Source organism: Nocardia sp. NPDC049737, from assembly GCF_040674755.1.
Lineage (GTDB): Bacteria > Actinomycetota > Actinomycetes > Mycobacteriales > Mycobacteriaceae > Nocardia.
On record NZ_JBFANH010000008.1, the window covers coordinates 169,193 to 189,496 of the forward strand.

22 protein-coding genes are annotated in these 20,304 nt (G+C 65.2%); 11 read left to right on the forward strand and 11 right to left on the reverse strand.

All coding sequences use genetic code 11. From position 1 onward, the window contains the following. Positions 1–323: 323 nt before the first annotated feature. Together AB0J47_RS13645 and AB0J47_RS13650 are read left to right on the forward strand one after the other, a co-directional pair. Complete coding sequence (locus tag AB0J47_RS13645; protein ID WP_364345020.1) at positions 324–656, forward strand: transglycosylase family protein; 333 nt, start codon at positions 324–326, stop codon at positions 654–656. A 396-nt stretch (positions 657–1,052) separates the two neighbouring features. Then, entirely contained in the window at positions 1,053–3,011 is a 1,959-nt protein-coding gene (locus tag AB0J47_RS13650) for an MFS transporter (protein ID WP_364345022.1), read from the forward strand. A gap of 36 nt (positions 3,012–3,047) precedes the next feature. Here the strand turns inward: AB0J47_RS13650 and AB0J47_RS13655 are convergent, their stop codons facing one another. From AB0J47_RS13655 to AB0J47_RS13685, 7 genes are all read right to left on the reverse strand, one after another. Next, positions 3,048–3,749, reverse strand: coding sequence for a thioredoxin domain-containing protein (locus AB0J47_RS13655; RefSeq protein ID WP_364345214.1), 702 nt, complete (start codon positions 3,747–3,749; stop codon positions 3,048–3,050). A 162-nt stretch (positions 3,750–3,911) separates the two neighbouring features. After that, positions 3,912–5,207, reverse strand: coding sequence for an MFS transporter (locus AB0J47_RS13660; RefSeq protein ID WP_364345024.1), 1,296 nt, complete (start codon positions 5,205–5,207; stop codon positions 3,912–3,914). A gap of 85 nt (positions 5,208–5,292) precedes the next feature. Next, the gene (gene pgm, locus AB0J47_RS13665) at positions 5,293–6,933 is read right to left on the reverse strand and encodes a phosphoglucomutase (alpha-D-glucose-1,6-bisphosphate-dependent) (RefSeq protein ID WP_364345026.1); all 1,641 of its coding nucleotides are present in this window, start codon (positions 6,931–6,933) and stop codon (positions 5,293–5,295) included. Positions 6,934–6,980: 47 nt separating this feature from the next. After that, positions 6,981–7,343 carry a CrcB family protein gene (locus AB0J47_RS13670; protein ID WP_364345028.1) on the reverse strand — a complete coding sequence of 121 codons (363 nt, stop codon included), beginning with the start codon at positions 7,341–7,343 and terminating at the stop codon, positions 6,981–6,983. Continuing rightward, positions 7,340–7,714, reverse strand: a complete 375-nt coding sequence (locus AB0J47_RS13675) for a DUF190 domain-containing protein (RefSeq protein ID WP_364345030.1) — start codon at positions 7,712–7,714, stop codon at positions 7,340–7,342. Before AB0J47_RS13675 ends, AB0J47_RS13670 begins: the two co-directional genes overlap by 4 nt. A 33-nt stretch (positions 7,715–7,747) precedes the next feature. Beyond that, positions 7,748–8,206 (reverse strand): fluoride efflux transporter CrcB, encoded by a 459-nt coding sequence (crcB, locus tag AB0J47_RS13680; protein WP_364345032.1) that lies wholly within the window; start codon positions 8,204–8,206, stop codon positions 7,748–7,750. 352 nt (positions 8,207–8,558) lie between these two features. Beyond that, entirely contained in the window at positions 8,559–10,058 is a 1,500-nt protein-coding gene (locus AB0J47_RS13685) for an MFS transporter (RefSeq protein WP_364345034.1), read from the reverse strand. Between the two features lie 119 nt (positions 10,059–10,177). Here AB0J47_RS13685 and AB0J47_RS13690 point away from each other — a divergent pair, with 119 nt between their 5' ends. Both AB0J47_RS13690 and AB0J47_RS13695 read left to right on the forward strand, forming a co-directional pair. Further along, a complete protein-coding gene (locus AB0J47_RS13690; protein ID WP_364345036.1) occupies positions 10,178–10,852 on the forward strand; it encodes a TetR/AcrR family transcriptional regulator in 675 nt (224 codons plus the stop codon). Positions 10,853–10,908: 56 nt separating this feature from the next. After that, a complete protein-coding gene (locus AB0J47_RS13695) occupies positions 10,909–12,204 on the forward strand; it encodes a D-arabinono-1,4-lactone oxidase (RefSeq protein ID WP_364345038.1) in 1,296 nt (431 codons plus the stop codon). Positions 12,205–12,525: 321 nt separating this feature from the next. Here the strand turns inward: AB0J47_RS13695 and AB0J47_RS13700 are convergent, their stop codons facing one another. Beyond that, positions 12,526–13,272, reverse strand: a complete 747-nt coding sequence (locus AB0J47_RS13700; RefSeq protein ID WP_364345040.1) for a Sir2 family NAD-dependent protein deacetylase — start codon at positions 13,270–13,272, stop codon at positions 12,526–12,528. 124 nt (positions 13,273–13,396) lie between these two features. Between AB0J47_RS13700 and AB0J47_RS13705 the strand changes: the two genes are divergently transcribed. The 3 genes from AB0J47_RS13705 (at position 13,397) to AB0J47_RS13715 (ending at position 15,460) form a co-directional block, all read left to right on the forward strand. Continuing rightward, entirely contained in the window at positions 13,397–14,302 is a 906-nt protein-coding gene (locus AB0J47_RS13705; RefSeq protein ID WP_364345042.1) for an oxygenase MpaB family protein, read from the forward strand. Positions 14,303–14,608: 306 nt separating this feature from the next. Further along, entirely contained in the window at positions 14,609–15,022 is a 414-nt protein-coding gene (locus tag AB0J47_RS13710) for an arsenate reductase ArsC (protein ID WP_364345044.1), read from the forward strand. Positions 15,023–15,070: 48 nt separating this feature from the next. Further along, on the forward strand, positions 15,071–15,460 hold the full coding sequence (locus tag AB0J47_RS13715; RefSeq protein ID WP_364345046.1) for a VOC family protein: 390 nt from the start codon (positions 15,071–15,073) through the stop codon (positions 15,458–15,460). Between the two features lie 7 nt (positions 15,461–15,467). Here AB0J47_RS13715 and AB0J47_RS13720 read toward each other — a convergent pair whose 3' ends face one another. Together AB0J47_RS13720 and AB0J47_RS13725 are read right to left on the reverse strand one after the other, a co-directional pair. After that, positions 15,468–16,178 (reverse strand): helix-turn-helix transcriptional regulator, encoded by a 711-nt coding sequence (locus tag AB0J47_RS13720; protein ID WP_364345048.1) that lies wholly within the window; start codon positions 16,176–16,178, stop codon positions 15,468–15,470. Between the two features lie 31 nt (positions 16,179–16,209). Next, on the reverse strand, positions 16,210–17,163 hold the full coding sequence (locus AB0J47_RS13725) for an alpha/beta hydrolase (RefSeq protein ID WP_364345050.1): 954 nt from the start codon (positions 17,161–17,163) through the stop codon (positions 16,210–16,212). Between the two features lie 23 nt (positions 17,164–17,186). On the opposite strand from AB0J47_RS13725, the gene AB0J47_RS13730 reads away from it, so the two are divergent. Next, positions 17,187–17,831: a winged helix-turn-helix transcriptional regulator gene (locus tag AB0J47_RS13730; protein WP_364345052.1), complete on the forward strand. Its 645-nt coding sequence runs from the start codon at positions 17,187–17,189 to the stop codon at positions 17,829–17,831. A 63-nt stretch (positions 17,832–17,894) separates the two neighbouring features. Then, on the forward strand, positions 17,895–18,488 hold the full coding sequence (locus AB0J47_RS13735; RefSeq protein ID WP_364345054.1) for a dihydrofolate reductase family protein: 594 nt from the start codon (positions 17,895–17,897) through the stop codon (positions 18,486–18,488). Here the strand turns inward: AB0J47_RS13735 and AB0J47_RS13740 are convergent. Continuing rightward, the gene (locus tag AB0J47_RS13740) at positions 18,475–18,957 is read right to left on the reverse strand and encodes a hypothetical protein (protein WP_364345056.1); all 483 of its coding nucleotides are present in this window, start codon (positions 18,955–18,957) and stop codon (positions 18,475–18,477) included. The two genes, AB0J47_RS13735 and AB0J47_RS13740, sit on opposite strands and share 14 nt — an antisense overlap. 175 nt (positions 18,958–19,132) lie before the next feature. On the opposite strand from AB0J47_RS13740, the gene AB0J47_RS13745 reads away from it, so the two are divergent. Together AB0J47_RS13745 and AB0J47_RS13750 are read left to right on the forward strand one after the other, a co-directional pair. Further along, the gene (locus AB0J47_RS13745; RefSeq protein ID WP_364345058.1) at positions 19,133–19,300 is read left to right on the forward strand and encodes a hypothetical protein; all 168 of its coding nucleotides are present in this window, start codon (positions 19,133–19,135) and stop codon (positions 19,298–19,300) included. Between the two features lie 46 nt (positions 19,301–19,346). Next, positions 19,347–20,279 carry a threonine/serine dehydratase gene (locus AB0J47_RS13750; RefSeq protein WP_364345060.1) on the forward strand — a complete coding sequence of 311 codons (933 nt, stop codon included), beginning with the start codon at positions 19,347–19,349 and terminating at the stop codon, positions 20,277–20,279. Positions 20,280–20,304: the final 25 nt, after the last annotated feature.

Consider the following 20,304-nt stretch of genomic DNA (forward strand, 5'->3'; position numbering starts at 1 on the left):
CAGATCACTATTTCGTAGTGATCCCGAACACATAACGTAACTATCACGAACGGTCGTATATATACATTTTTACGCATTCGAACTGCGTGAATGTCGATAATCCGCAGTTAGGGTCGAGGCAATTCGGACGTTATCTCAACGTGATCTGTCGCGAATTCTTCGCTAGCGTCGTCGTCGACAGCCCGGATCAATGCGACGGGCTCGAACTCGAATCGCTGAACGCCGGTAACCCTGCCCCGCGGTTTCGAGGGTCCCCGACATCGCTGGGGGCAGGGACACGGCGGAAGTCCGCCGGAGCCGAGCGGGCGCAGCCAGGAATCCACATGACTCAGAACCGCAAGTTCACCCGTGCCCTTGGTCTCGCCGCCGTCGCCGGTGCCATCGCCGCCGTTCCGTTCGGCCTGTCCACCGCCACCGCGTCGGCCTCCGGCCACAACTGGGACGCCGTCGCGCAGTGCGAAAGCGGCGGCAACTGGGGCATCGCGACCGGTAACGGCTTCTACGGCGGCCTGCAGTTCACGCAGAGCACCTGGGCCGCCAACGGCGGCTCGGGCAGCCCGAGCGGCGCCAGCCGTGAGGAGCAGATCCGCGTCGCGGAGAATGTGCTCGCCACCCAGGGCCCGGGCGCTTGGCCCGTGTGCGGCGCTTACCTGTAAGCCCGGATAGACCTGACGGGGTCCGTGCCATCGTGCACGGGCCCCGTTGTCGTCGGTACGAGCAACGAAATCGCCACTGCCGGAATTATTTCCAGCCCCCGTGCGCAACCGCCGTGCTATTCCGGCGAATATCCGCCCCCGCCTCGGAATCGAAACCCTTACTGCGGCGGCCGAATTCATAATCCCCACCCCAGCTCGAGATGCTTGCGGCGTCAACCAATGGTCCCACTCATCGGTACCGTCTATTCCAATTGCGCAAATCGAGCGTTCTCATGGTCCGAAACACCTGCGGGCAGTGATCCATCTCACTACCCTGTGTCCACCCGGCAAATCGCCCTGATCCACACACGGTTCAGGTCCTTTACGAAATGCCGTGGCTAGAAAGGCATCTCGACCATGAGCTCGACCCAGATTGCGGATCCGCCGACCCTGCTCACAGGGCTGTGGCAACGCAAACTACCGCACTATCCCGATACACCCGCCCGCTCCTGGTACCTGGCCGTCGTGGTCATCGCCTCGATCGCGCTCTACTACCAACTATTCGTCACCGGCGCCGTGGGCAATGAACTCATCGGCTACTTCGACCTGTCCTTCGCCTACTTCGTCTGGATCTTCATCATCGGCGCCGCCTTCGGCGCGGTTGCCTCGGTGCTCGCGGGCGTGCTGGATCGATGGGGGCGGGCGAATATCGTCGCCTACGGCGTGGTGATCTGCTCGCTGCTGACCCTGTTCGCGGTGCCCGCGACGACCACCAAAGAGCAGTACCTGCTCGTGTACTGCCTGGTCAGCATTGTCGAGGGTGCGGTGCTGGTGGCCACACCGGCTCTGATTCGCGACTTCTCCCCGCAGCTGGACCGGGCATCGGCAATGGGCTTCTGGACGCTAGGGCCGGTCATCGGCGCCCTGGTCACGACGCAGATCTCCACTCACACGCTCGACGCGCATCCGGATTGGCAGTACCACTATCGGCTGTGCGGTGTGATCAGCCTCGTCATCGCGGTAGTCGCGGTGATCGGATTGCGCGAGCTGAATCCGCGACTGCGCGACCAGATCATGGTGACCTTGCGCGACCGTGCGCTGATCGAGGCCCGCGCCCGCGGTCTGGATGTCAAGGAACTCGAGCAGGGTGTGTGGCGACAGATGTTGCGCCCCGACATCATCGGCTCGGCCTTGGCGATCAGCCTGTTCCTCGCCTTCTTCTACACCATCGTGTCGTTCCTTCCGGTGTATATGGCGACGAACTTCGGATTCAGTCCGGCCAAGGCCAATGCGCTCGGCAACTGGTACTGGGCCGCCAATGCGATCGCCCTGGTGCTGGCCGGGATCGTGTCGGACAAATTGAAGGTGCGCAAGCCGTTCATGATCGTCGGCGCGCTCATCAGCATCGTCGGCATGTACCTGTTCATCGGCTACACCGATCAGCCCGATACCGGTTACTACTCGTTCGCGACGGTTTTCGTAGTGATCGCGGTCGGCACCGGCATCGCCTACTCCACCTGGATGGCGAGCTTCACCGAGACGGTCGAGGCCCGTAATCCCGCCGCGACGGCGGTGGGTCTCGCGGTGTGGGGCGGCACGCTGCGCAGCGTCGTCACCGTGGTGCTGTTCGGATTGCTGATCGTGGTGAACGCGGCCGGTCCGCTGGTCAATTACGGACCGCGGCTATCGGAGATCGCACACAAATACGCCCAGCAACTCGCGACCATCCAGACGGTCGGCACGGAAACCCTTGCGGCACTGCAGCACAACCCCAATGATCAGGCCGCACAGGTCACCGCGCTGACCAAGCTGACCGGGGCGTCACCCGCCGATATCCAGACCACGGTCGGTCTCAACACCCGCTATCCGCAGGAGTTGGCGACGCTGCAGGCCATCGATTCGGCGACACTGACCACACTGACCACGAATCCGGCCGACGCGAACGCGGGTCTGGCGGCGGTCGGACAGGTCGCGAAGAAGTTCGGTATTCCGGTGGATCAGGCGATCGCGCGCCTGCAAGCCGTGCAGCAGATTCCGGCCGCCGACCTCGCGGTGGCCGCGACCGTCGGCCCCAAACTGGCGCAGGCGACTACGCAGTTGCAGTCGGTCGGCACCATCCCGGCAGATGATCAGGCTTATCTGGCCGCGCACGCCAAGGAAGTACAGCAGGCGCAAGCCGATTCGCCGAAGCAGTGGGAACGCTGGTGGTGGATCTGCCTGGTCGCGCAGGTGGTGTTCCTACCGTTCGTCTTCCTGATGGCCGGACACTGGAGCCCGAAGAAGGCGGCCGCGCAGGCCAGGGCGCACGACGAACTCGTCGAGCGCGAACTGAGCGCGATCGCGAAGGGTGAGCCGGAGCCGGAGCCCGCCGGGTAGGTGCGTCGTGCCGGGCGGCGCCACCGCCCGGCACGATTACTTCGTCAGGTCGAGGACCCACTCGTGGTTGTTCACCTCGACCTTGTTCTTGCCGTCGAAGACGGCGGGCGTGGCGACCTCGCCGTTGGCATCGGTCAACGCCGCGCGTGCCATTTGCGCGTGGATCTTCGCCGCATCGAGTTTCGCGCCGGAGCCGATGCACTGCACCGCCGCCAGCGAGGCGCCCGATTCCTTCGCGACATTGGCGAGATCGTCATTGCTGAGATCCGCGCCGCCCTCTTCCGGCTGCTTCGAGGTGAACAGCAGCGCGTGGAATTTCGAATACACCGGACCCGAACCGGTTTCCGCGACACATTCGTTCGCGGCGACCGCGCGGGTCGAATAGTCCTTACTCTTCGACTTCGGGTCGAGGAAGGTCACGAGGTGGTATCGGACCGCGAGCTTGCCCTCGTCCATCTGCTGCGCGATCTCCTGACCGTAGAGTCGCTCCAGCGCGCCGCAGGACGGGCACAGCGGATCCTCGTACACATCGATGGTCTTCGCCGCGTCCGGGCGGCCGAGCAGAATCGTGCCGTTGTTCTGGTCCAGGACCGCGTGCACGTCCGCGCTGTGCACCGATCCGTAGCCGTCATTGCGGATCGTGGCGTCGTCGCGCCCCCACCGGAACGCGAGGATCACGATCAACACGATGAGCGCGAGCGCCACGCCACCCAGGGCATATGTCGCCGCACTGGACATCGGCCGCGGCGTGTACTTCGATCCCGATTCGCTCACCCCGAACACTCTGCCCCAATCACACGCCACCCCGCGCACGGGGTGCTGCTGGACCACTGATCACCATGCGTTTATGCGGGCAAACGGAGAGCCCCTCCAGGGTTACCTGGTGATCAGACGTCCAGGTCAGCGGGCGGCGTTTTGAGGAGCTGGGGCGGGGGTGTCTACGAGGCACTCGGCGCCGTCGGGGCGGTAGATGTAGTCGGATGGGTGATCCGCGGCGATCTCCACTTTCGATTCGACGCCTCGTCGGTGCAGTGGTTCCGGGACCAAGGCCCAGATGGCGGCGGCGATGGCAAGTAATGCGCCGGTCAGGGCGAGGGCGAGGGCGTAGGAGAAGTGTTGGGCCACGGCACCCACTGCGACCGGGCCGATGACGGTGCCGAGGTCGGCGGCCATTTGGAAGCCCGCGAGGACGGGGCCGCCGCGGGCCTTCGGTCCGATGACGTCCGCGACCGCGGCCTGCTGGGCGGGAGTGAACATGCCCGAACCCAGCCCGGCCACGAATGAGGTCACCAGCAGCCAGGGCACGTTCGACGCGAGACCGAGTCCGGCCGTACCGGCCGCACAGATCAGCGATCCGGTGATCAGGAATGGTTTGCGTCCGAAACGGTCGGAGAGCCTGCCGGATGCGAAAAGCACCGCCACATTGCCTGCGGCGAACACTGTCAGTGTCACACCGGCCATGCCCGGTTTCTGATGCAGCACTTCGACAACGAGCAGCGGCACGAGCGCCATTCGCACGCCGAATACCGCCGCACCATTGGCGAAGTTCGATAGCAGTACTGCCCGATACTCCGACCGCGCCAATCCCTCGCGGAACGACATCAGCCGCAGCCCGCCCACCGGTTCGGGTGCGGCCAGGGTCGAATGCCGCAGATTCACATAGACCACCGCGGTAGCGAGCAGCAACGCCGCCGCGTAGATCAGGAACGGCGCCCGCAATCCGAGCCCGGCAAGCGCACCGCCGACCAACGGTCCGCTCACCGAACCGATCAGAAAACTCGTCGACCACAGCCCGGAGACCCGCCCGCGCTGCGCGGGCGGCGACATCCGGATCACCAGCGCCAGCGACGACACCGTGAACATCGTCGACCCGACCCCACCCGCCGACCGCAAAACCAGCAGCTGCCAATAACTCTGGGCAAACGCACTGGCCCCGGTCGAAACAGCGACAATCAACAACCCCCCGAGATACACCGACCGCTCCCCCAGCCGCTGCACCAACCGCCCACTGACCGGCGCGAACAACAACCGCATCAACGCAAACGCACTCACAATCGCCGAAGCCGCGGCAACCCCGACGCCGAACCCCCGCGCAAACTGCGGCAACACCGGCGCCACCAGACCGAACCCGACGGCGATGACAAACGACGCCCCCACCAACACCCAGATCTCAACCGGCAGCGCCCTGGATGCCACCCCACCCCATCCGGCCCCCGCGCCGCCCTGCTCCCCCGCTGAAGCTCTCGAACCTAGCGACCCCGACGACCCCGCAGTCGATCTATCACTCACCGGACAGCGCCTGCCCCACCACTTCTTCCGCGGCCGCTTGGACCTGGGTCAGATGTTCGGGCCCCTGGAAGGACTCCGCGTAGATCTTGTACTTGTCTTCGGTGCCGGAGGGGCGGGCGGCGAACCAGGCGTTTTCGGTCGTGACCTTGAGTCCGCCGAGGGGGGCGCCATTGCCGCGGGCTCGGGTGAGGACCGCGGTGATCGGCTCACCGGCGATCTCCTTTGTGCTGATCATGTCCGGTGTCAACTTCCCGAGCAGTGCTTTCTGTTCCGGGGTCGCGGCGGCGTCGATGCGGGCGTAGGCCGGACTGCCGTAGCGCTTCTCGAGTTCGACATAGCGCGCGGACGGGCTCTGGCCGGTGACCGCGGCGATTTCGGTGGCCAGCAGGGCGAGCAGGATGCCGTCCTTGTCGGTGGTCCAGACGGTGCCGTCCATCCGCAGGAACGATGCGCCCGCGCTCTCCTCACCGCCGAAAGCCAGACTGCCGCTGAACAATCCGGGCACGAAGAATTTGAAGCCGACCGGCACCTCGTACACATCGCGCCCGAGCACGCTGACCACCCGGTCGATCATCGACGAACTCACCGCCGTCTTGCCGATCTTGGTGAGCGCATCCCAGCCCATCCGATTCGCGACCAGATATTCGATGGCGACCGCGAGGAAGTGGTTCGGATTCATCAGTCCGCCATCAGGGGTGACGATGCCGTGCCGATCCGCGTCGGCGTCGTTGCCGGTGGAGATGTCGTAATCGTCCTTGATCGCGATCAGCGAGGCCATCGCATAGCGCGAGGACGGATCCATCCGGATCTTGCCGTCGGAATCCAGCGTCATGAACCGCCAGGTCGGATCGACGAACGGGTTGACAACCTCGAGTTCGAGGTCGTAGCGCTGCCCGATCTCCTCCCAATAGTCGACACTGGCCCCACCCATCGGGTCGGCGCCGAGCCGGATCCCGGCGCCACGAATGGCATCCAGGTTCAACACATTCGGCAAATCCGCGATGTAGTGGTCGAGGTAGTCGTAGCGCTCGACGCAGTTCTCCAGCGCATGCCGCAGCGTGGTCCGCCGCACCCCGGCCAGTCCGCTGCGCAACAGTTCGTTGGCACGGTTGGCGATGGCATCGGTGGCCTTGGTATCGGCCGGACCACCGTGCGGCGGGTTGTATTTGAAGCCGCCGTCGCGCGGCGGATTGTGCGACGGCGTGACGACGATGCCATCGGCCTGATGCTTGGCCCCACCGCGGTTGTGCCGCAACACCGCATGACTCAGTGCGGGCGTCGGGGTGTAGCGATCGCGGGCATCGATCATCGTGGTCACATCATTGGCGGCCAGCACCTCGAGCGCGGTGGTCCACGCGGGTTCGGACAATGCGTGGGTATCGCGGGCCAGATAGACCGGACCGGTAATCCCGCGCGTGGCACGGTATTCCACGATCGACTGCGTGATGGCCAGGATATGCGCCTCGTTGAACGCGGTGTCCAGACTGGAGCCCCGATGTCCCGAGGTCCCGAACGCCACCTGTTGCGCGGGCTCGGCCGGATTCGGGATGCGGCTGTAGTAGGCCGTCACCAGACGCGCGATGTCCTCCAGGTCGGTGGGACGCGCGGGTCGCCCGGCTCGATCATGGGCCATGCTCGGGTCTCCCTTCCGTGTCGGCTGCGCCCGGCTCGTCATCAAAATCATGTCCACAACCACTGGGTCGTGGCCGCGGCGACGAACACCGCGGTCAAGCTGGTCGCGACGCTGAGCACCACATTGCCCACCGCATAGGCGTAGGCGCCCTCGGCCGCGAGCCTGATCGTCTCGTAGCCGAAGGTGCTGAATGTGGTCAGCGCACCGCAGAAACCTGTTCCCGCGGCGGCCAACAGCCAGTGGTTCGCGCCGGCGCCGATCAGTCCACCGAGCAACGCCGAACCGACAATGTTAACGGTCAATGTGCCCAGCGGCAGCAGAGATTCGAATCGCGCGGCCACCGCACGGTCGATGAGATACCGCGCAGGCGCACCGACCATGCCGCCGACCAGGACGAGCACCACCATCATCGGGCGACTCCCAGACTCGGCTGCCAGACCTCGACCTCGGACAATGCGACTGTCACCCCGGCGAGTACCTCGGAATTCTGTTCGACGAAGGCACGCAACCGCTCGACCTCGTCGATGATCATCACCAGCACGGGTAGATGTTCGGCCAGATCTAGGATCCGACTGGTGTGGATGCGCGAGGACGAGCCGTAACCCTCCACGCCACGCCACACGCTGGCGCCGGCCAGGCCGGTGTCGCGGGCGCGCCGCACGATCTCGTGGAACAGGGGCCCGTGCCGCCACTTGTCGTCCTCGTCGAGCAGCACCGTCAGCCGCGCCGCCGACTGCCACTGTCCCGCCGCCGGACCAGTGCCCGTCGGTGAATCTTTCATCGCCTGACCCCCTTCCGTCGCGCTGTCCACTATTCAACTCGTCCGCCGTGCCGTACCAGTAGCCCACCGTGCCGAAAACATGCCGAGCACAACCGCCCCCAGTCCGGCCACCACCGTCCCCCCGAGATAGCCGAGCGCCTCGACCGCGGCACCCGATTCGAGCAGTCTACGAACCTCGAGGCTGTAGGTGGAAAAAGTGGTGAAGCCGCCGAGCACGCCGATACCGAGAAATGGGCGGAGCAGTCTGTGGGCTACCCACACCTCGGTGATCAGAACCATCAGAATTCCGATCGCAAAGCATCCCACGACATTGATCGTGAAGGTCGCCCAGGGGACCTGATGCGGTTGCGAAGGCCACCACACGCCGATGCCGTAGCGCGCCAGCGCGCCGAGACCACCGCCGAGCGAGATCACCACCAGCACCAACGGTTCGACGGCAGGGTTGCGGGCCCGCTGACCCATCCGCTGACCTCCTGCCGAGCCGAATGTCACCGGCGCAATGCTAACGGTCGGGTCGGCCGAGCCGAACATCCGGCACGGCGGCACACCCGATGAACAGCATCGTTCGTTGACACGGCGGCGTCGAGGGCACACGAATGCCGGGAAGGTTGGCCGAAGTTTCCACCTCCGCTTACGGACACAGGTCCGCAGCGATGATGGCGGCACGAAGGGCGGTACCCGCAGCGCCTCGGAAGACGGCGAAAAGCGGACGCCAGCAACTGTTCGGCAGATCGATTCGTGGCAAGTGTGGTCTTTCGTAGCCGGACGGACTGCTGAACATTCCGGAAAACACAACGCCCGCATCATCATTGATGCGGGCGTTGTGCTGTTCGAGCAGAACAGATCAGTGCACGATTACCGGTTCACCTTCCGACGGAGCCGGAACCGTATTCGGCATCAGGAATCCGGTGATCACCGCACCCGCCGCGAAAATCGCGGTGGCCCACCAGAAGCTGGTCGTGTAGCTCTCGATCTGCGCCTGTGCCACGGCCAGCGGACCCGGCGTGTGCGATGACAGGTAGTCCGTCGCGGCCGACGCGGCGATGGTGCTCAGCAGCGCCGTGCCGATCGACCCGCCGACCTGCTGGCTGGTGTTGATCATTGCCGAGGCGACACCGGCATCCTCGTGGTGCACACCGGCGGTCGCGCCTTGGAAGGCGGTCGACATCGCGCCACCGAGACCGAGACCCATCAGGATCAGGGCGGGCAGGATATTCGCGACATAGCTGCTGTCCAGGCTGATCTGGGTCAGCCATGCCATGCCGAGCGCGGCGACCAGGAAGCCACCGGCGACCACCATTTTCGGACCGACCTTCGGCAGCAGCAGCGAGGGCACCGTGGTCGAGGAGACGACCATGCCCGCCACCATCGGCAGGAACGCCAGACCAGTCTTGATCGGCGAATACCCCATGCTCAGCTGCATGTAATAGGTCAGGAACAGGAAGATCGCGAACATTCCGATGCCCATGACGAAAACCGTCAGGAACGAACCGCCGCGAGTGCGGTCCAGCACGATGCGCAGCGGCAACAGCGGATTCGCGACTCGGGTCTCGATCCACACGAACATCGCGAGCAGGGCCGCGCCACCGATCAGGAAACCGAGGGTGACCGGGTTGCCCCAGCTGGTCGATTCGGCGTGCGAGAATCCGTAGACGATGCCGAACAGTGCGGCGGTCACCACGACGGTGCCCGGGATGTCGAGCTTGGGCCGCTCGACGACCACATGCTTGGCCAGCAGCAGCACCGCGCCGACCAGTGCGACCGCCGCGAAGGCGAGGTTCACGAACATCACCCAGCGCCACGAGGCCCATTCGGTGAGCATGCCGCCGAGCAGCAGACCGATGGCGCCACCCGCACCGGCGACCGCACCGAAGATGCCGAAGGCCTTGGCGCGTTCACCCGGTTCGGTGAAGGTCACCGTGAGCAGCGACAGTGCTGCGGGCGCGAGCAGCGCACCGAAGACGCCCTGTCCGACGCGGGCCGCGACCAGCATTTCGAAGCTGGTGGCCGCACCGCCGACCGCAGAGGCGCCGGCGAATCCGATCAGGCCGATAATGAAGGTGTTACGTCGGCCGAACAGGTCACTGAGTCGGCCACCGAGCAGCAATAGGCTGCCGAAGGCCAGGGCGTAGCCGGTGACAACCCACTGTCGGTCGCCATCGCTGAAACCGAGGTCCTGTTGCGCTGCGGGCAGCGCGATATTCACGACGGTCGCGTCGAGCACAACCATGAGCTGAGCCACGCCGAGTACGGCGAGCACCCACCAGCGCAGAGCGTGCGAACCGCGGCGGCCCGAGTCAGTTGTCTCGGGGGCGGGTGCCCCACGGTCCAACGTGGTAGTCATGTGTCCCCTATTTGTCTCGAGGCTTGATCCGGAGGAACTTCCTCCGCTTACCGAGTTAAGCTAACACAATAACGGAGACAACTCCTCCACTTAATCCCGCTTATTGCTAGGATGTGCCTGTGAATCCCGCCACTACCGTGCCTCCACCTCGGCGGCTACGCGCCGACGCTGCCCGCAATCAGCAGCGCATCGTCGAGGCAGCCCGTCAGCTCTTCGCCGATCACGGCCTGGAGATCACCCTCGATGACGTGGCCGAACGCGCCGGGGTCGGCGTCGGCACCGTCTACCGGCGCTTCGCCAACAAGAAGGAACTGATCGCCGAGGTCTTCGAACAGAATGTCGGCGAGTTCGCCGTCGCCGCGGATACCGCGGCCAAGCATCCCGACCCGTGGCTGGGGCTGGTCCAATTCTTCGAGTACGCCTGCACTCATCTGGCTACCAATCGCGGCTTCAGCGAGGTCATGCTGGAACTCGAGGAGGATCTGGAGCGCTTCGCCCAGTTGCGCGACCGGATCAAGCCGACCGTCGCCGCGGTCATCGATCGCGCGCGTGACGCCGGCGCACTGCAGCCCGATATCGAGCCCTCGGACTTCTTCGCACTGATCCATATGGTCGACGCGCTCGCCGAGTTCTCCAAGCCGGTGAATCCGAATGCGTGGCAGCGCTATATGGCCATCGCACTCAACGGCGTACGCAGCGATGACACTCCACGCCGACCGTTGCCGGCACCGCCCCTGACGGACGAAGAAGTCGAACAGGCCAAGTCGTTCGTCTGCGCGGGCCGCAAGCGCTAGCGCAGAAAACCGGACATATCTAGCGCTGCTCCGAGCCAGCCCTTACAGTTGGACGCATGACCAACTCGTGGGGGAACTGGACCGGGGATCAGCAGTGCGCGCCCGCTGCCATCGCCGCCCCGCGCAATACCGAAGAATTGGCCGAGATCATCGGCCGCGCCGCCGCCACCGGACAGACTGTACGTGTCGCCGGTGCGGGTCATTCGTTCACCGATGCCGTCCTCACCGACGGGATTCTGCTCGACCTCGCGAAGCTGAACCGCATCCTCAATGTGGATCGGGAGACCGGCCGCGCCCGAGTCGAGGCGGGCATCACCCTCAATGCCGCGAGCAATGCGTTGCATCCGCTCGGCCTGGCCTTCCCCAATCTCGGCGATATCGACGTACAGACCATCGCGGGCGCGACCGCCACCGCCACCCACGGCACCGGCGCGACGCTGCAAAACCTTTCGGCCGTACTGCAATCCATCGAGCTGATACTCGCCGACGGCAGCCGGGTCGAGTTGAACGAGGAGTCCGATCCGCAGGGTTGGCGCGCGGCGCGGGTCAGCTTGGGGGCGCTCGGCGTGATCAGCGCGGTCACCCTGCAACTGGTGCCGTCATTCGTGCTGGAGGGGATCGAACGCCCGGTACCGGTCGAGGAGGTCCTCGCGGATCTGGACTCCTACGTCGAGGGCAACCAGCATTTCGAGTTCTACATGTTCGGGCACAGCCCGCTGGCCATGACCAAGCGTAATAACCCCGTCGACCTGCCGGAACAGCCGCGCGGTAGGGCCGCCGACTGGTTCGCCGACATCCTGATGTCCAACTACGCCTTCGACGCGCTGTGCCGACTCGGCAAGCGCCGGCCCCGGCTGGTCCCGTGGATTCATCGCGGCGCGGCATATGCGGGCAGCTACCGCCGCCAGGTCGACCGCTCCTATCGAGTCTTCGCCTCGCCCCGGCTGATTCGCTTCACCGAGATGGAATACGCGATCCCGCGCGAACATTCCGTCGCCGCCATTCGCGAGATCAAGGAGCTCGCGACACGGTTCGATACGCCGATGCCGATCGAGGTGCGCTGGGTCGCCCCCGATGACGCGTATCTCTCCCCCGCGAACGGGCGCGATACGTGCTACATCGCCGTGCACCAGTACCGCGGTATGGACTTCGAGCCGTATTTCCGCGCCTGCGAGGCGGTTTTCGATAAATACAACGGCCGCCCGCACTGGGGCAAACGCCATTTCCAGACCGCCGAAACACTGCGGCCGCGCTACCCGGATTGGGATCACTTCGCCGAGGTGCGCCGCCGCTTCGATCCCAAAGGCCGCTTCGCCAACGGCTACGTCGAGCGGGTACTCGGTTGTGTTTGATTTGCTGTGTTGTTGGCGGCGCGGGCGCCGCGTGTTGGCGGCCCCCTGGTGTCTCGCGTCGGGCCGCGAACGGGCCGCTCGTAAGACAGAGATTATGGATGAGAGCCCTGCGGCGGTTGTCCTTGACTCTTTGTAAGACACTCCGTGGCGGTCGGTGATGGCGGGGGAGTTCGGCACCTGATGCACGGTGGATGGTTGAGTCCTGCGCGCCTGCGTCGCGTGCGCTTGGACCGCCAAGGTGTCGCCCGTAAAACTCGCTCCGTTGGGGCAGAGTCGCGCGTCAACTCGCCAGTACTAGTTCGGCGACCAAGCGGGTTAGCGTCAACTTGCCAGTACGTCAGCGACCAAGCGTGGTAGGGCGGTGCCGATGGGTTCGCGGATGACCTCGGTGGCGATGCTGTCGTAGGGCGTCGGTTCGGCATTGACGATGACCAGATCCGCGCCGCTGTCGACCGCGATCGCGCACATCGATGCCGCGGGCTCGACCTGCAGCGAGGAACCCACTGCCAAGAAGACATCGCTGGACTCGGCGGTCAGCGCGGCCTTGGTCATGGTGCGGCGATCCATTTGCTGGCCGAACATGATGGTCGCGGATTTCAGAATGCCGCCGCATGCCGGACAGGGCGGATCCGCCTCGCCCGCCGCGACGCGAGCCAGGGTGGCGGCCATGCTCGTCTGGTATTCGCAACCGATACAGACGACTTCGAACATATTGCCGTGAATTTCGATCACCCGGCCCGGTGAGGATCCGGCGCGCTGATGCAGCCGGTCGATGTTCTGGGTGATGATCGTGATGGTGCGTCCGGCCCGTTCCAGATCGGCCAGTGCGGTATGCGCGGCATTGGGTTGGGCCTGCCAGGCAGGATTGTCGCGGCGGGCCAGCCAGGAGCGTTTGCGCAGCTCCGGATCGGAGAGGTAGGCATCGTAGGTCGACAACAGTTCGGCGATGGGGTCTTTCGTCCACACGCCGCGGGGGCCGCGGAAATCGGGAATGCCGGAATCGGTGGAGATGCCCGCGCCGGTGAGCACGCCGATCCGCCCGTCCCGTTTGCGCCAGTCGGTCGTCACATTGATTCAGCCTAGGGGGCCGTGTCAGCGGTGCCCAGGACAGAGCGGTCGACAAGCCAAATTTGTGAGAGATTGTTACACTAAGTCTCTCAAGTTCTTAGATGGTCGATCAAAGGAGATCGCAATGACAGCCGTCGCACCGGACGCCGATTCGCGGACCACACCGGAGCGCCGCCCGTTCGCACCGGGGACGCGCATGTGGGACGAGACCGGCTTGATCACCTTCTCCCTCACCGCCGGTTCGGCATTTCTGCTGCAGACCATGGAACCGACCATTGCCGCCGTCGTCGACGAACACTCCACTTTCCGCACCGATCCACTCGGACGCGCGGTGCGCAGCCTCGGTTCGGTGATGATGTGGATCTACGGCGGCGACGAGGCGATCGCCGAGGCGGATCGCCTGCGCAAGATGCACGCCTCGCTCAATACCACCACTCCGGACGGCGTCCGGCACAAGGCGCTGGCCTCCGGGCCCTGGGCCTGGGTGCTGCACACCGGCACCTTCGCCTTCACCGTGAGCACCGAATACTTCGCCCGCCGCCCACTGACCGCGGCCGAGAAGGAGGCGTACTTCCAGGAGACGGTGCAACTCATGCGAAATTTCTCGGTCGCCCCCAAGGAGATTCCGGCGGACTACACAGAATTCGAGAAATTCTTCACAGATATGGTGGAGAACCACCTGCAGGCGACCGGTACTGCACACGATTACCTGAAGGTGATCCGGACGATCGCACCGCCGACCCAGTTGCCACGGGTACTGCACCCGGTCTGGAAAAGCGCATCCGCACCCGTCGGGTGGCTGCAGTACTTCGTCACCGTCGGCACCACCCCGGAGGCAGCCCGGCGCAAGCTCGGCCTGACGTGGTCGGAGTCCGATGAGCGCAAGCTGAAGGCATTGGGGTGGTTCATCGCCCGCACGGTGCCGCTGCTACCGGAGCGGGTGCGCTATTTCCCGATCGCATACGAGGCGCGGCGGCTCGAGCGCGATCGGGCGCGGCTGCGCAAGGTCATCAACCTGCGTCCCATGTGACGCCTCGCGCGCGTGCACGGCCCGCGGTTGCCGCTCCGGCACCGCGGGCCGCGTCATATCCAGGCAAAACACTGAATTTCTGACCGACCGGTTTCTTCTCGGTCGATATCCCGCGTGCGGCAACAACTCTCGAGCGACGGGCCTCGAGATGCTTTGGCGGACAAAGTCGCCCCCCTCGTCGCGAAACATATTCCACCCATCCTGGTATACGTATCACGCACCCTACGACGCAGACCCGGTGCAACCGTCCGACAATCCCGACATTGCGCCCAGAACCACGCACCAGCCTGAAAGGTATTCCCGCACATGGCTCACAAGCCCAGCGTGCTGTTCGTCTGTGTCCACAATGCGGGCCGGTCGCAAATGGCCGCCGGATTCCTCGATGCGCTCGCCGGCGACCGCATCGATGTGCACTCCGCGGGGAGCGCGCCCGCCGACACCATCAATCCGGCCGCCGTCGCGGTCATGGCCGAACTCGATATCGATATCTCGGCGCACGCGCCGAAGCTGCTGACCGTGGACGCGGTCGCCATGTCCGATGTCGTCGTCACCATGGGCTGCGGCGACGTGTGCCCGTTCTTCCCCGGTATCAGCTACCGCGATTGGATGCTGCCGGAGGCGACAGATGAGGACATCGCCATCGTGCGCTCGATCCGCGACCGGATCCGCATCCTGGTCGAGAACCTCATCGCGGAACTGATCCCGGCCACCGCCTGCTGAGTCCGATTTGTTCAAGACGCCCACCGAAGGGCGGCATACGCTGCGGGTATGACTCCACAACTCAATGTCATCGGCATTGTCGTCAGCGATATGGCCGCCTCCCTCGCCTTCTACCGACGCCTGGGTCTCGAATTCCCGGAGGCGGATGACGGGCATATGGAGGCCCCCTTGCCCGGCGGTATGCGCCTGACGCTGGATACCGAGGCCGTGATCAAGTCGTTCCACTCCGAGTGGCAGCCGCCGACTTCCGCAGGGCGACTCGGCCTGGCCTTCCAGTGCGCGGACCCCGCCGAGGTCGACGCGGTCTACAGCGAACTCATCGATGCCGGATACCGCGGCGAACTGAAGCCATGGGACGCCTTCTGGGGCCAGCGCTACGCGACGATCCTGGATCCGGATGGCAATAGCGTCGATCTGTACGCCCCGCTGTCCGATTGAGCCTTCGCTATGAGCGGGTGAGCAACTCGCTCAACGGCATACCTGTCAGTTCGCGCACATCGCGCGCGAGGTGGGCCTGATCGGCGAATCCGGTACGAAATGCGGTGTCCGCGAGCGGTACTCCGCTGCGGGCCACCGCGAGCGCCCGCTGCAGCCGCAGGATTCGGCCCAATGTCTTGGGCCCGTAGCCGAAGGCCGCGAGCGAACGTCGATGCAATACCCGCGCACCGAGCCCCGCTGCTTCGGCCGTCGCCGCCACCGACCATCCGGCATTCAGCGCATCGACGATCCGTCGCAATACCGGGTCGGGCGGTTCGGTGTGGTAGGCCCGCCGCATTGCGATCGCCTCCAATGCGGCGGTCTGATCCGCAGCCGCCCCGACCTGTTCCGCGAGCCGCCGAGCCGCCGCCGCGGGCCACAGATCCGGCAACTCCACTCGTTTATCGCGCAATTCGTGCGCGGGCACCCCGAGCAGTGTGGGCGCGCTGCCCGGTGCGAATCGAATCCCGACCCATCGAGTGCCCGTCGCACCATCGGCCATATACGCCCGGGTGTCCGGTCCGGCCACCAGCAACCTGCCATTGCTCCACAGCAGATCCATACATCCGTCCGGCAACACCGGTAAGGCTGCGGCCCCGGTGACATTGGTATTCGTCCACACCACGGCGCCCGGCAGCCGCGACGGCTGCTCCCGGTATCCCGGCACTACCTCTGCCACGAATCCGAGGCTACCCGCGCCGCCTCGCGCCTCAGCCGAGGAAGGTCAGCAGCCGGTCGGCCAGCCACTGCGGCCGCTCTTCCGGCACGTAGTGACCGCAGTCCGGGATCCGTTCCAGGCGCATATCGTCGGCGTAATCGCGATAGCTGTCCGGCACGCCCTCGGAGAGCGGATCGCAGGCGCCGTTGAGGTGCAGGGTCGGCACCCGCAGCCGCATCATGCGGTAGTGCCGTGCGAAATGCGGTACCTCGTGCAACATCACATTGCGATTGAAGTCGATGGTCGCCGCATGCGCACTCGGTGTGCGCATCCGGGACAGATAGACCGCGGCCTCCGCATCGCTGAAGCGCCCCTGGTGCCGCCACGCGCGCAGACTCCGCTTTGTCAGCACCGTTTGGAGTGCTGACGAACGTCCAAGCGCGGCAAGCGCGTAGACGTGCCACGGTCTGGTGAATACCGCGGGACGCACCCCATCGATAGTCCACGGATGCACACCGGCCAGCGCGACGAACTGGTCGAACCGCTCCGGCCAGTTCAGGCAGGCGCGATACCCCACGACCAGCCCCCAATCACGTCCGACCACCCGCGCTCGATCCACTTCCAACCGATCCAGCAATTCGACGAGATCACGCGCCAAGCGCTCGAACGTATAGCCGTCACCGGATCCTTCGGACCACCCGAGGCCGCGGATATCCGGACATATCACCCGATACCGCTGAGCGAGCGGTGCGATCACGTGCCGCCACTCCCACCAGTGCTGTGGCCAGCCGTGCAGCAAGATGAGCGGTTCACCCGCGCCCGCCTCGGCGTAGTGGATGCGCAGGCCATCGATCTGAACGAAGTGGTGGCGCACGGCAGTCGGGATATCGGCGGAAAGTGCGGTGAGTTCGGCGGAATTCGTCAGCGATGTAGTCACGGGTCTCTCCTGAGTTCGACCAACCCCCCAACTCGAAGCTAACATAAGATTTAGAAGTAAGCACACCATGATTTCGAACTCAAAGGATGGCGATGGCGCGGCGCACCTACAACCAGTACTGCGGACTGTCCCGCAGCCTCGATCTCGTCGGCGAACGCTGGACGCTGCTGATCATCCGCGAACTCATGGCGGGCCCGAAGCGCTACACCGACCTCGCCGACGCACTCGACGGCATCGGGACCAGCCTGCTCGCCGCGCGCATCAAACAGCTCGACGACGACGGCCTGATCAGCCGGACCACCCTGCCGCCACCGGCAGCGTCGCAGGTGTACGAACTCACCCCGGCCGGTCGGGAACTCGCGGCAGCGCTTGTCCCCCTTGCCATGTGGGGCATGCGGCACCATTTCGACGAACCGCGACGGCCCGAGGAGAGCTACCGCGCCGAATGGACGCTCGTCTTCCTCGCGACACTGATCGACCCTCCCGCCGACATGCGGGCGACGATCCAGTTCCACATCGACGGTTCCGCTGCGGCCATCGTCATCGACGACGGACGAGCCACCGTGACACCCGGTGAACTCGCCAATGCCGATGCCACCGTCACCACCGACCTGAACACCCTCGGTCGCCTCGGCACGCGCCAACTCGATCCGGCGGATGTGGTCGACCGCGTGCACGTCACGGGCGATACCGAACTCGCCTTGCGCCTACTGGGATTGGTGATCGGTCGCCGATGAATTCCCGGCGGCCGCGTCGTCGTATCGAGCAGACTGGACCACACCACCGAGGAGGCACGTCGTATGCGAATCCGTTCTCGCTTGTGCATGAGCGCCGATGGCTACATCACCACGCCCACTGGGTGGCCGCCACAGGTAGTCGACCCGGCGTATGTGCCCGGCGAAAGCCACGGCGTTCCGGAATTCGTCGCGACCTGCGAGGCCGCGCTCATGGGGCACACCACCTTCGCGCCCGCGCTGACCAATGACCGCTGGCCGTGGCCGACACTGCAGGTGTTCGTGCTCGCATCGCAGCGCCCCGCGGGCACTCCCGATCACGTCACCGTCGACAGCGATCCGACGCGATTGCTCGAGCAGCTGCGCGCGGCCAATCGCGGTGGTGATGTCCACTTGATCGGCGGTCCGCGCACCATCGAAACCTTCCGCGCACTAGGCGCATTGGACAAGCTCGAACTGGTCGTGCTGCCCTTCTTCGTCGGCGGCGGGATGCGGCTGACCGAAGCCCTGGATATCGACACCGGCCTCACCCTCGACAGTTCGCGCGCATTGCCCGGCGGATCGGTGGAAATCGTCTACACGGTAGACAATCGCGGTGGCGTACCACAGGCCCGGGAGGCGGGGTGGGCGCCCGCGTCACAGCGATTCAGTGCGGGGTGATGCCACGCGGGACGACCCGGATCAGATGATCGTCGCCCGCGGCGATTTTCGCCTCCGGATCCTTACATCCGACGGTGACCTCGGCGCCCGCGGGTGAGGAAAAGGTCCACAACGTCATCCATTCTTTTCCGCCGATTGTTTCCTGTTTTTTCGTATTCGTGGAACGGAGGTCTTCGTTGCGTCCGGTGCTGTCGGTTACCGCGCAGCGCAGTCCGGCGCCAGCCGCGCCCCAGTCGACGGGCACCCTGATATCCATCACGGCATCGGCGGGAATCGGCACTTTCCTGGTCTCCCCCAACGGAATCCGCACGCCCTCGCCCGGCTCCTCGTTTTCGATCGGTGTCGCACTCACCGAACTCGTCTGCGCAGGTACGGACGAACTCGATGCGGTCGTCGTGGACTTGTCATCGGAGCAGCCCGCCACGGCAACGGCAAGTGCGGCCGTCACCGTCATCCAGATCAGTTTCACAGGTCAACCTCTCTTCGACAGAGCATGACTACAACTTCCAGATGGGACGCAGACTACATGGTGGGAATATCAGCAATTTGTTCGCAAATAAGAGGACTCGATGGATATCTACCACCGAATTGTTGATCGCCCATGCGAGCCAAGATGATTCGATACTCCGGAGCAGATCGCCCGTTTGGCAAGCGCCCTCGACGTGGCGCACGTCCGCTACGCCTCGGCGCCCTCCCCGAATACCCGTTACGGCTTCACCATGCGCGACACCACGGTCTTCGATCAGGCGCCCTACGACCACCACCTCACCGATCTACTCGACCCCCTGCACCGGGCGCTCCCCAACGCCTGATGAGAGGGCAGGATGAGCAATGAGCAACCCGAGGACAGGAGTGCGAATGGAGCTGAGCTACGGCGATGTGAAGGCCGCCGCCGATCGGATCACCGGGCATGTGCGGCCGGTCGCCATCGCACCCGGGGACGCAACGGGTGAGCTGTGGCTGGCATTGGAATTCATGCAGCACACCGGCTCGTTCAAGGCCCGTGGCGCCCGAAACTTCATCCAGGCGCACCAGGACGACGGGACGCTGCCGGATGCGGGCGTAACCATCGCATCCGGCGGAAACGCCGGACTCGCGTGTGCGTGGGCGGCCCGCGAACAGGAAGTACCGGCGACGGTATTCCTACCGACTACCGCGCCGACGGTGAAGGTCGAACGGCTGCGCGGCTACGGCGCGGATGTACGCCTGGTCGGCACCGAATACGCTGAAGCACTCGCCGCCTGTCGCGAATTCGCCGATACCAGTGGCGCTTTGCCCTCACACGCCTACGACAACCCCTACGTCGCCGCCGGGGCGGGCACGCTGATGGTAGAGATCCACCATCAGCTCCCACGGCTGGACACCGTTGTCGTCGCGGTCGGCGGCGGTGGTCTGTTCGCCGGAGTCGCCACGGCCGCGGAGCACTACGGCGTCCGGACGATCGCGGTGGAGCCGGAACGCTGCCGGGCGCTGCACGACGCGATCCAGGCCGGACGGATCGTCGACGCGCCGGTCGATTCGGTCGCCGCCGATTCTCTCGGCGCCCGCCGCGCCACCGAACTGGCACTACACGCGGCGCAGAACTATGACGTGACCTCGGTGCTCGTCCCCGACGCCGACATTATCGCGGCCCGGCTGGCGCTGTGGCAGGACCGCCGCGTTGCCGTGGAACACGCCGCCGCAACGGCTCTCGCGGCATTGACCACCCAGGCCTATCGGCCCGAGCCGGGTGAACGGGTCTGCGTCGTACTGTGCGGGGCCAACACCGATCCGGCGGATCTGGCGCGATAAACGCACTACGCTCGATATCGACTCG

Coding starts and splice junctions, on each gene's coding strand:
- AB0J47_RS13730 (WP_364345052.1), top strand. CDS start 17,187: ATGGCGCGGCGCACCTACAACCAGTACTGCGGACTGTCCCGCAGCCTC.
- AB0J47_RS13725 (WP_364345050.1), bottom strand. CDS start 17,163: ATGGTGTGCTTACTTCTAAATCTTATGTTAGCTTCGAGTTGGGGGGTT.
- AB0J47_RS13655 (WP_364345214.1), bottom strand. CDS start 3,749: ATGTCCAGTGCGGCGACATATGCCCTGGGTGGCGTGGCGCTCGCGCTC.
- pgm (WP_364345026.1), bottom strand. CDS start 6,933: ATGGCCCATGATCGAGCCGGGCGACCCGCGCGTCCCACCGACCTGGAG.
- AB0J47_RS13670 (WP_364345028.1), bottom strand. CDS start 7,343: ATGATGGTGGTGCTCGTCCTGGTCGGCGGCATGGTCGGTGCGCCTGCG.
- AB0J47_RS13695 (WP_364345038.1), top strand. CDS start 10,909: ATGACCAACTCGTGGGGGAACTGGACCGGGGATCAGCAGTGCGCGCCC.
- AB0J47_RS13650 (WP_364345022.1), top strand. CDS start 1,053: ATGAGCTCGACCCAGATTGCGGATCCGCCGACCCTGCTCACAGGGCTG.
- AB0J47_RS13750 (WP_364345060.1), top strand. CDS start 19,347: ATGGAGCTGAGCTACGGCGATGTGAAGGCCGCCGCCGATCGGATCACC.
- AB0J47_RS13710 (WP_364345044.1), top strand. CDS start 14,609: ATGGCTCACAAGCCCAGCGTGCTGTTCGTCTGTGTCCACAATGCGGGC.
- AB0J47_RS13705 (WP_364345042.1), top strand. CDS start 13,397: ATGACAGCCGTCGCACCGGACGCCGATTCGCGGACCACACCGGAGCGC.
- AB0J47_RS13735 (WP_364345054.1), top strand. CDS start 17,895: ATGCGAATCCGTTCTCGCTTGTGCATGAGCGCCGATGGCTACATCACC.
- AB0J47_RS13675 (WP_364345030.1), bottom strand. CDS start 7,714: ATGAAAGATTCACCGACGGGCACTGGTCCGGCGGCGGGACAGTGGCAG.
- AB0J47_RS13715 (WP_364345046.1), top strand. CDS start 15,071: ATGACTCCACAACTCAATGTCATCGGCATTGTCGTCAGCGATATGGCC.
- AB0J47_RS13685 (WP_364345034.1), bottom strand. CDS start 10,058: ATGACTACCACGTTGGACCGTGGGGCACCCGCCCCCGAGACAACTGAC.
- AB0J47_RS13645 (WP_364345020.1), top strand. CDS start 324: ATGACTCAGAACCGCAAGTTCACCCGTGCCCTTGGTCTCGCCGCCGTC.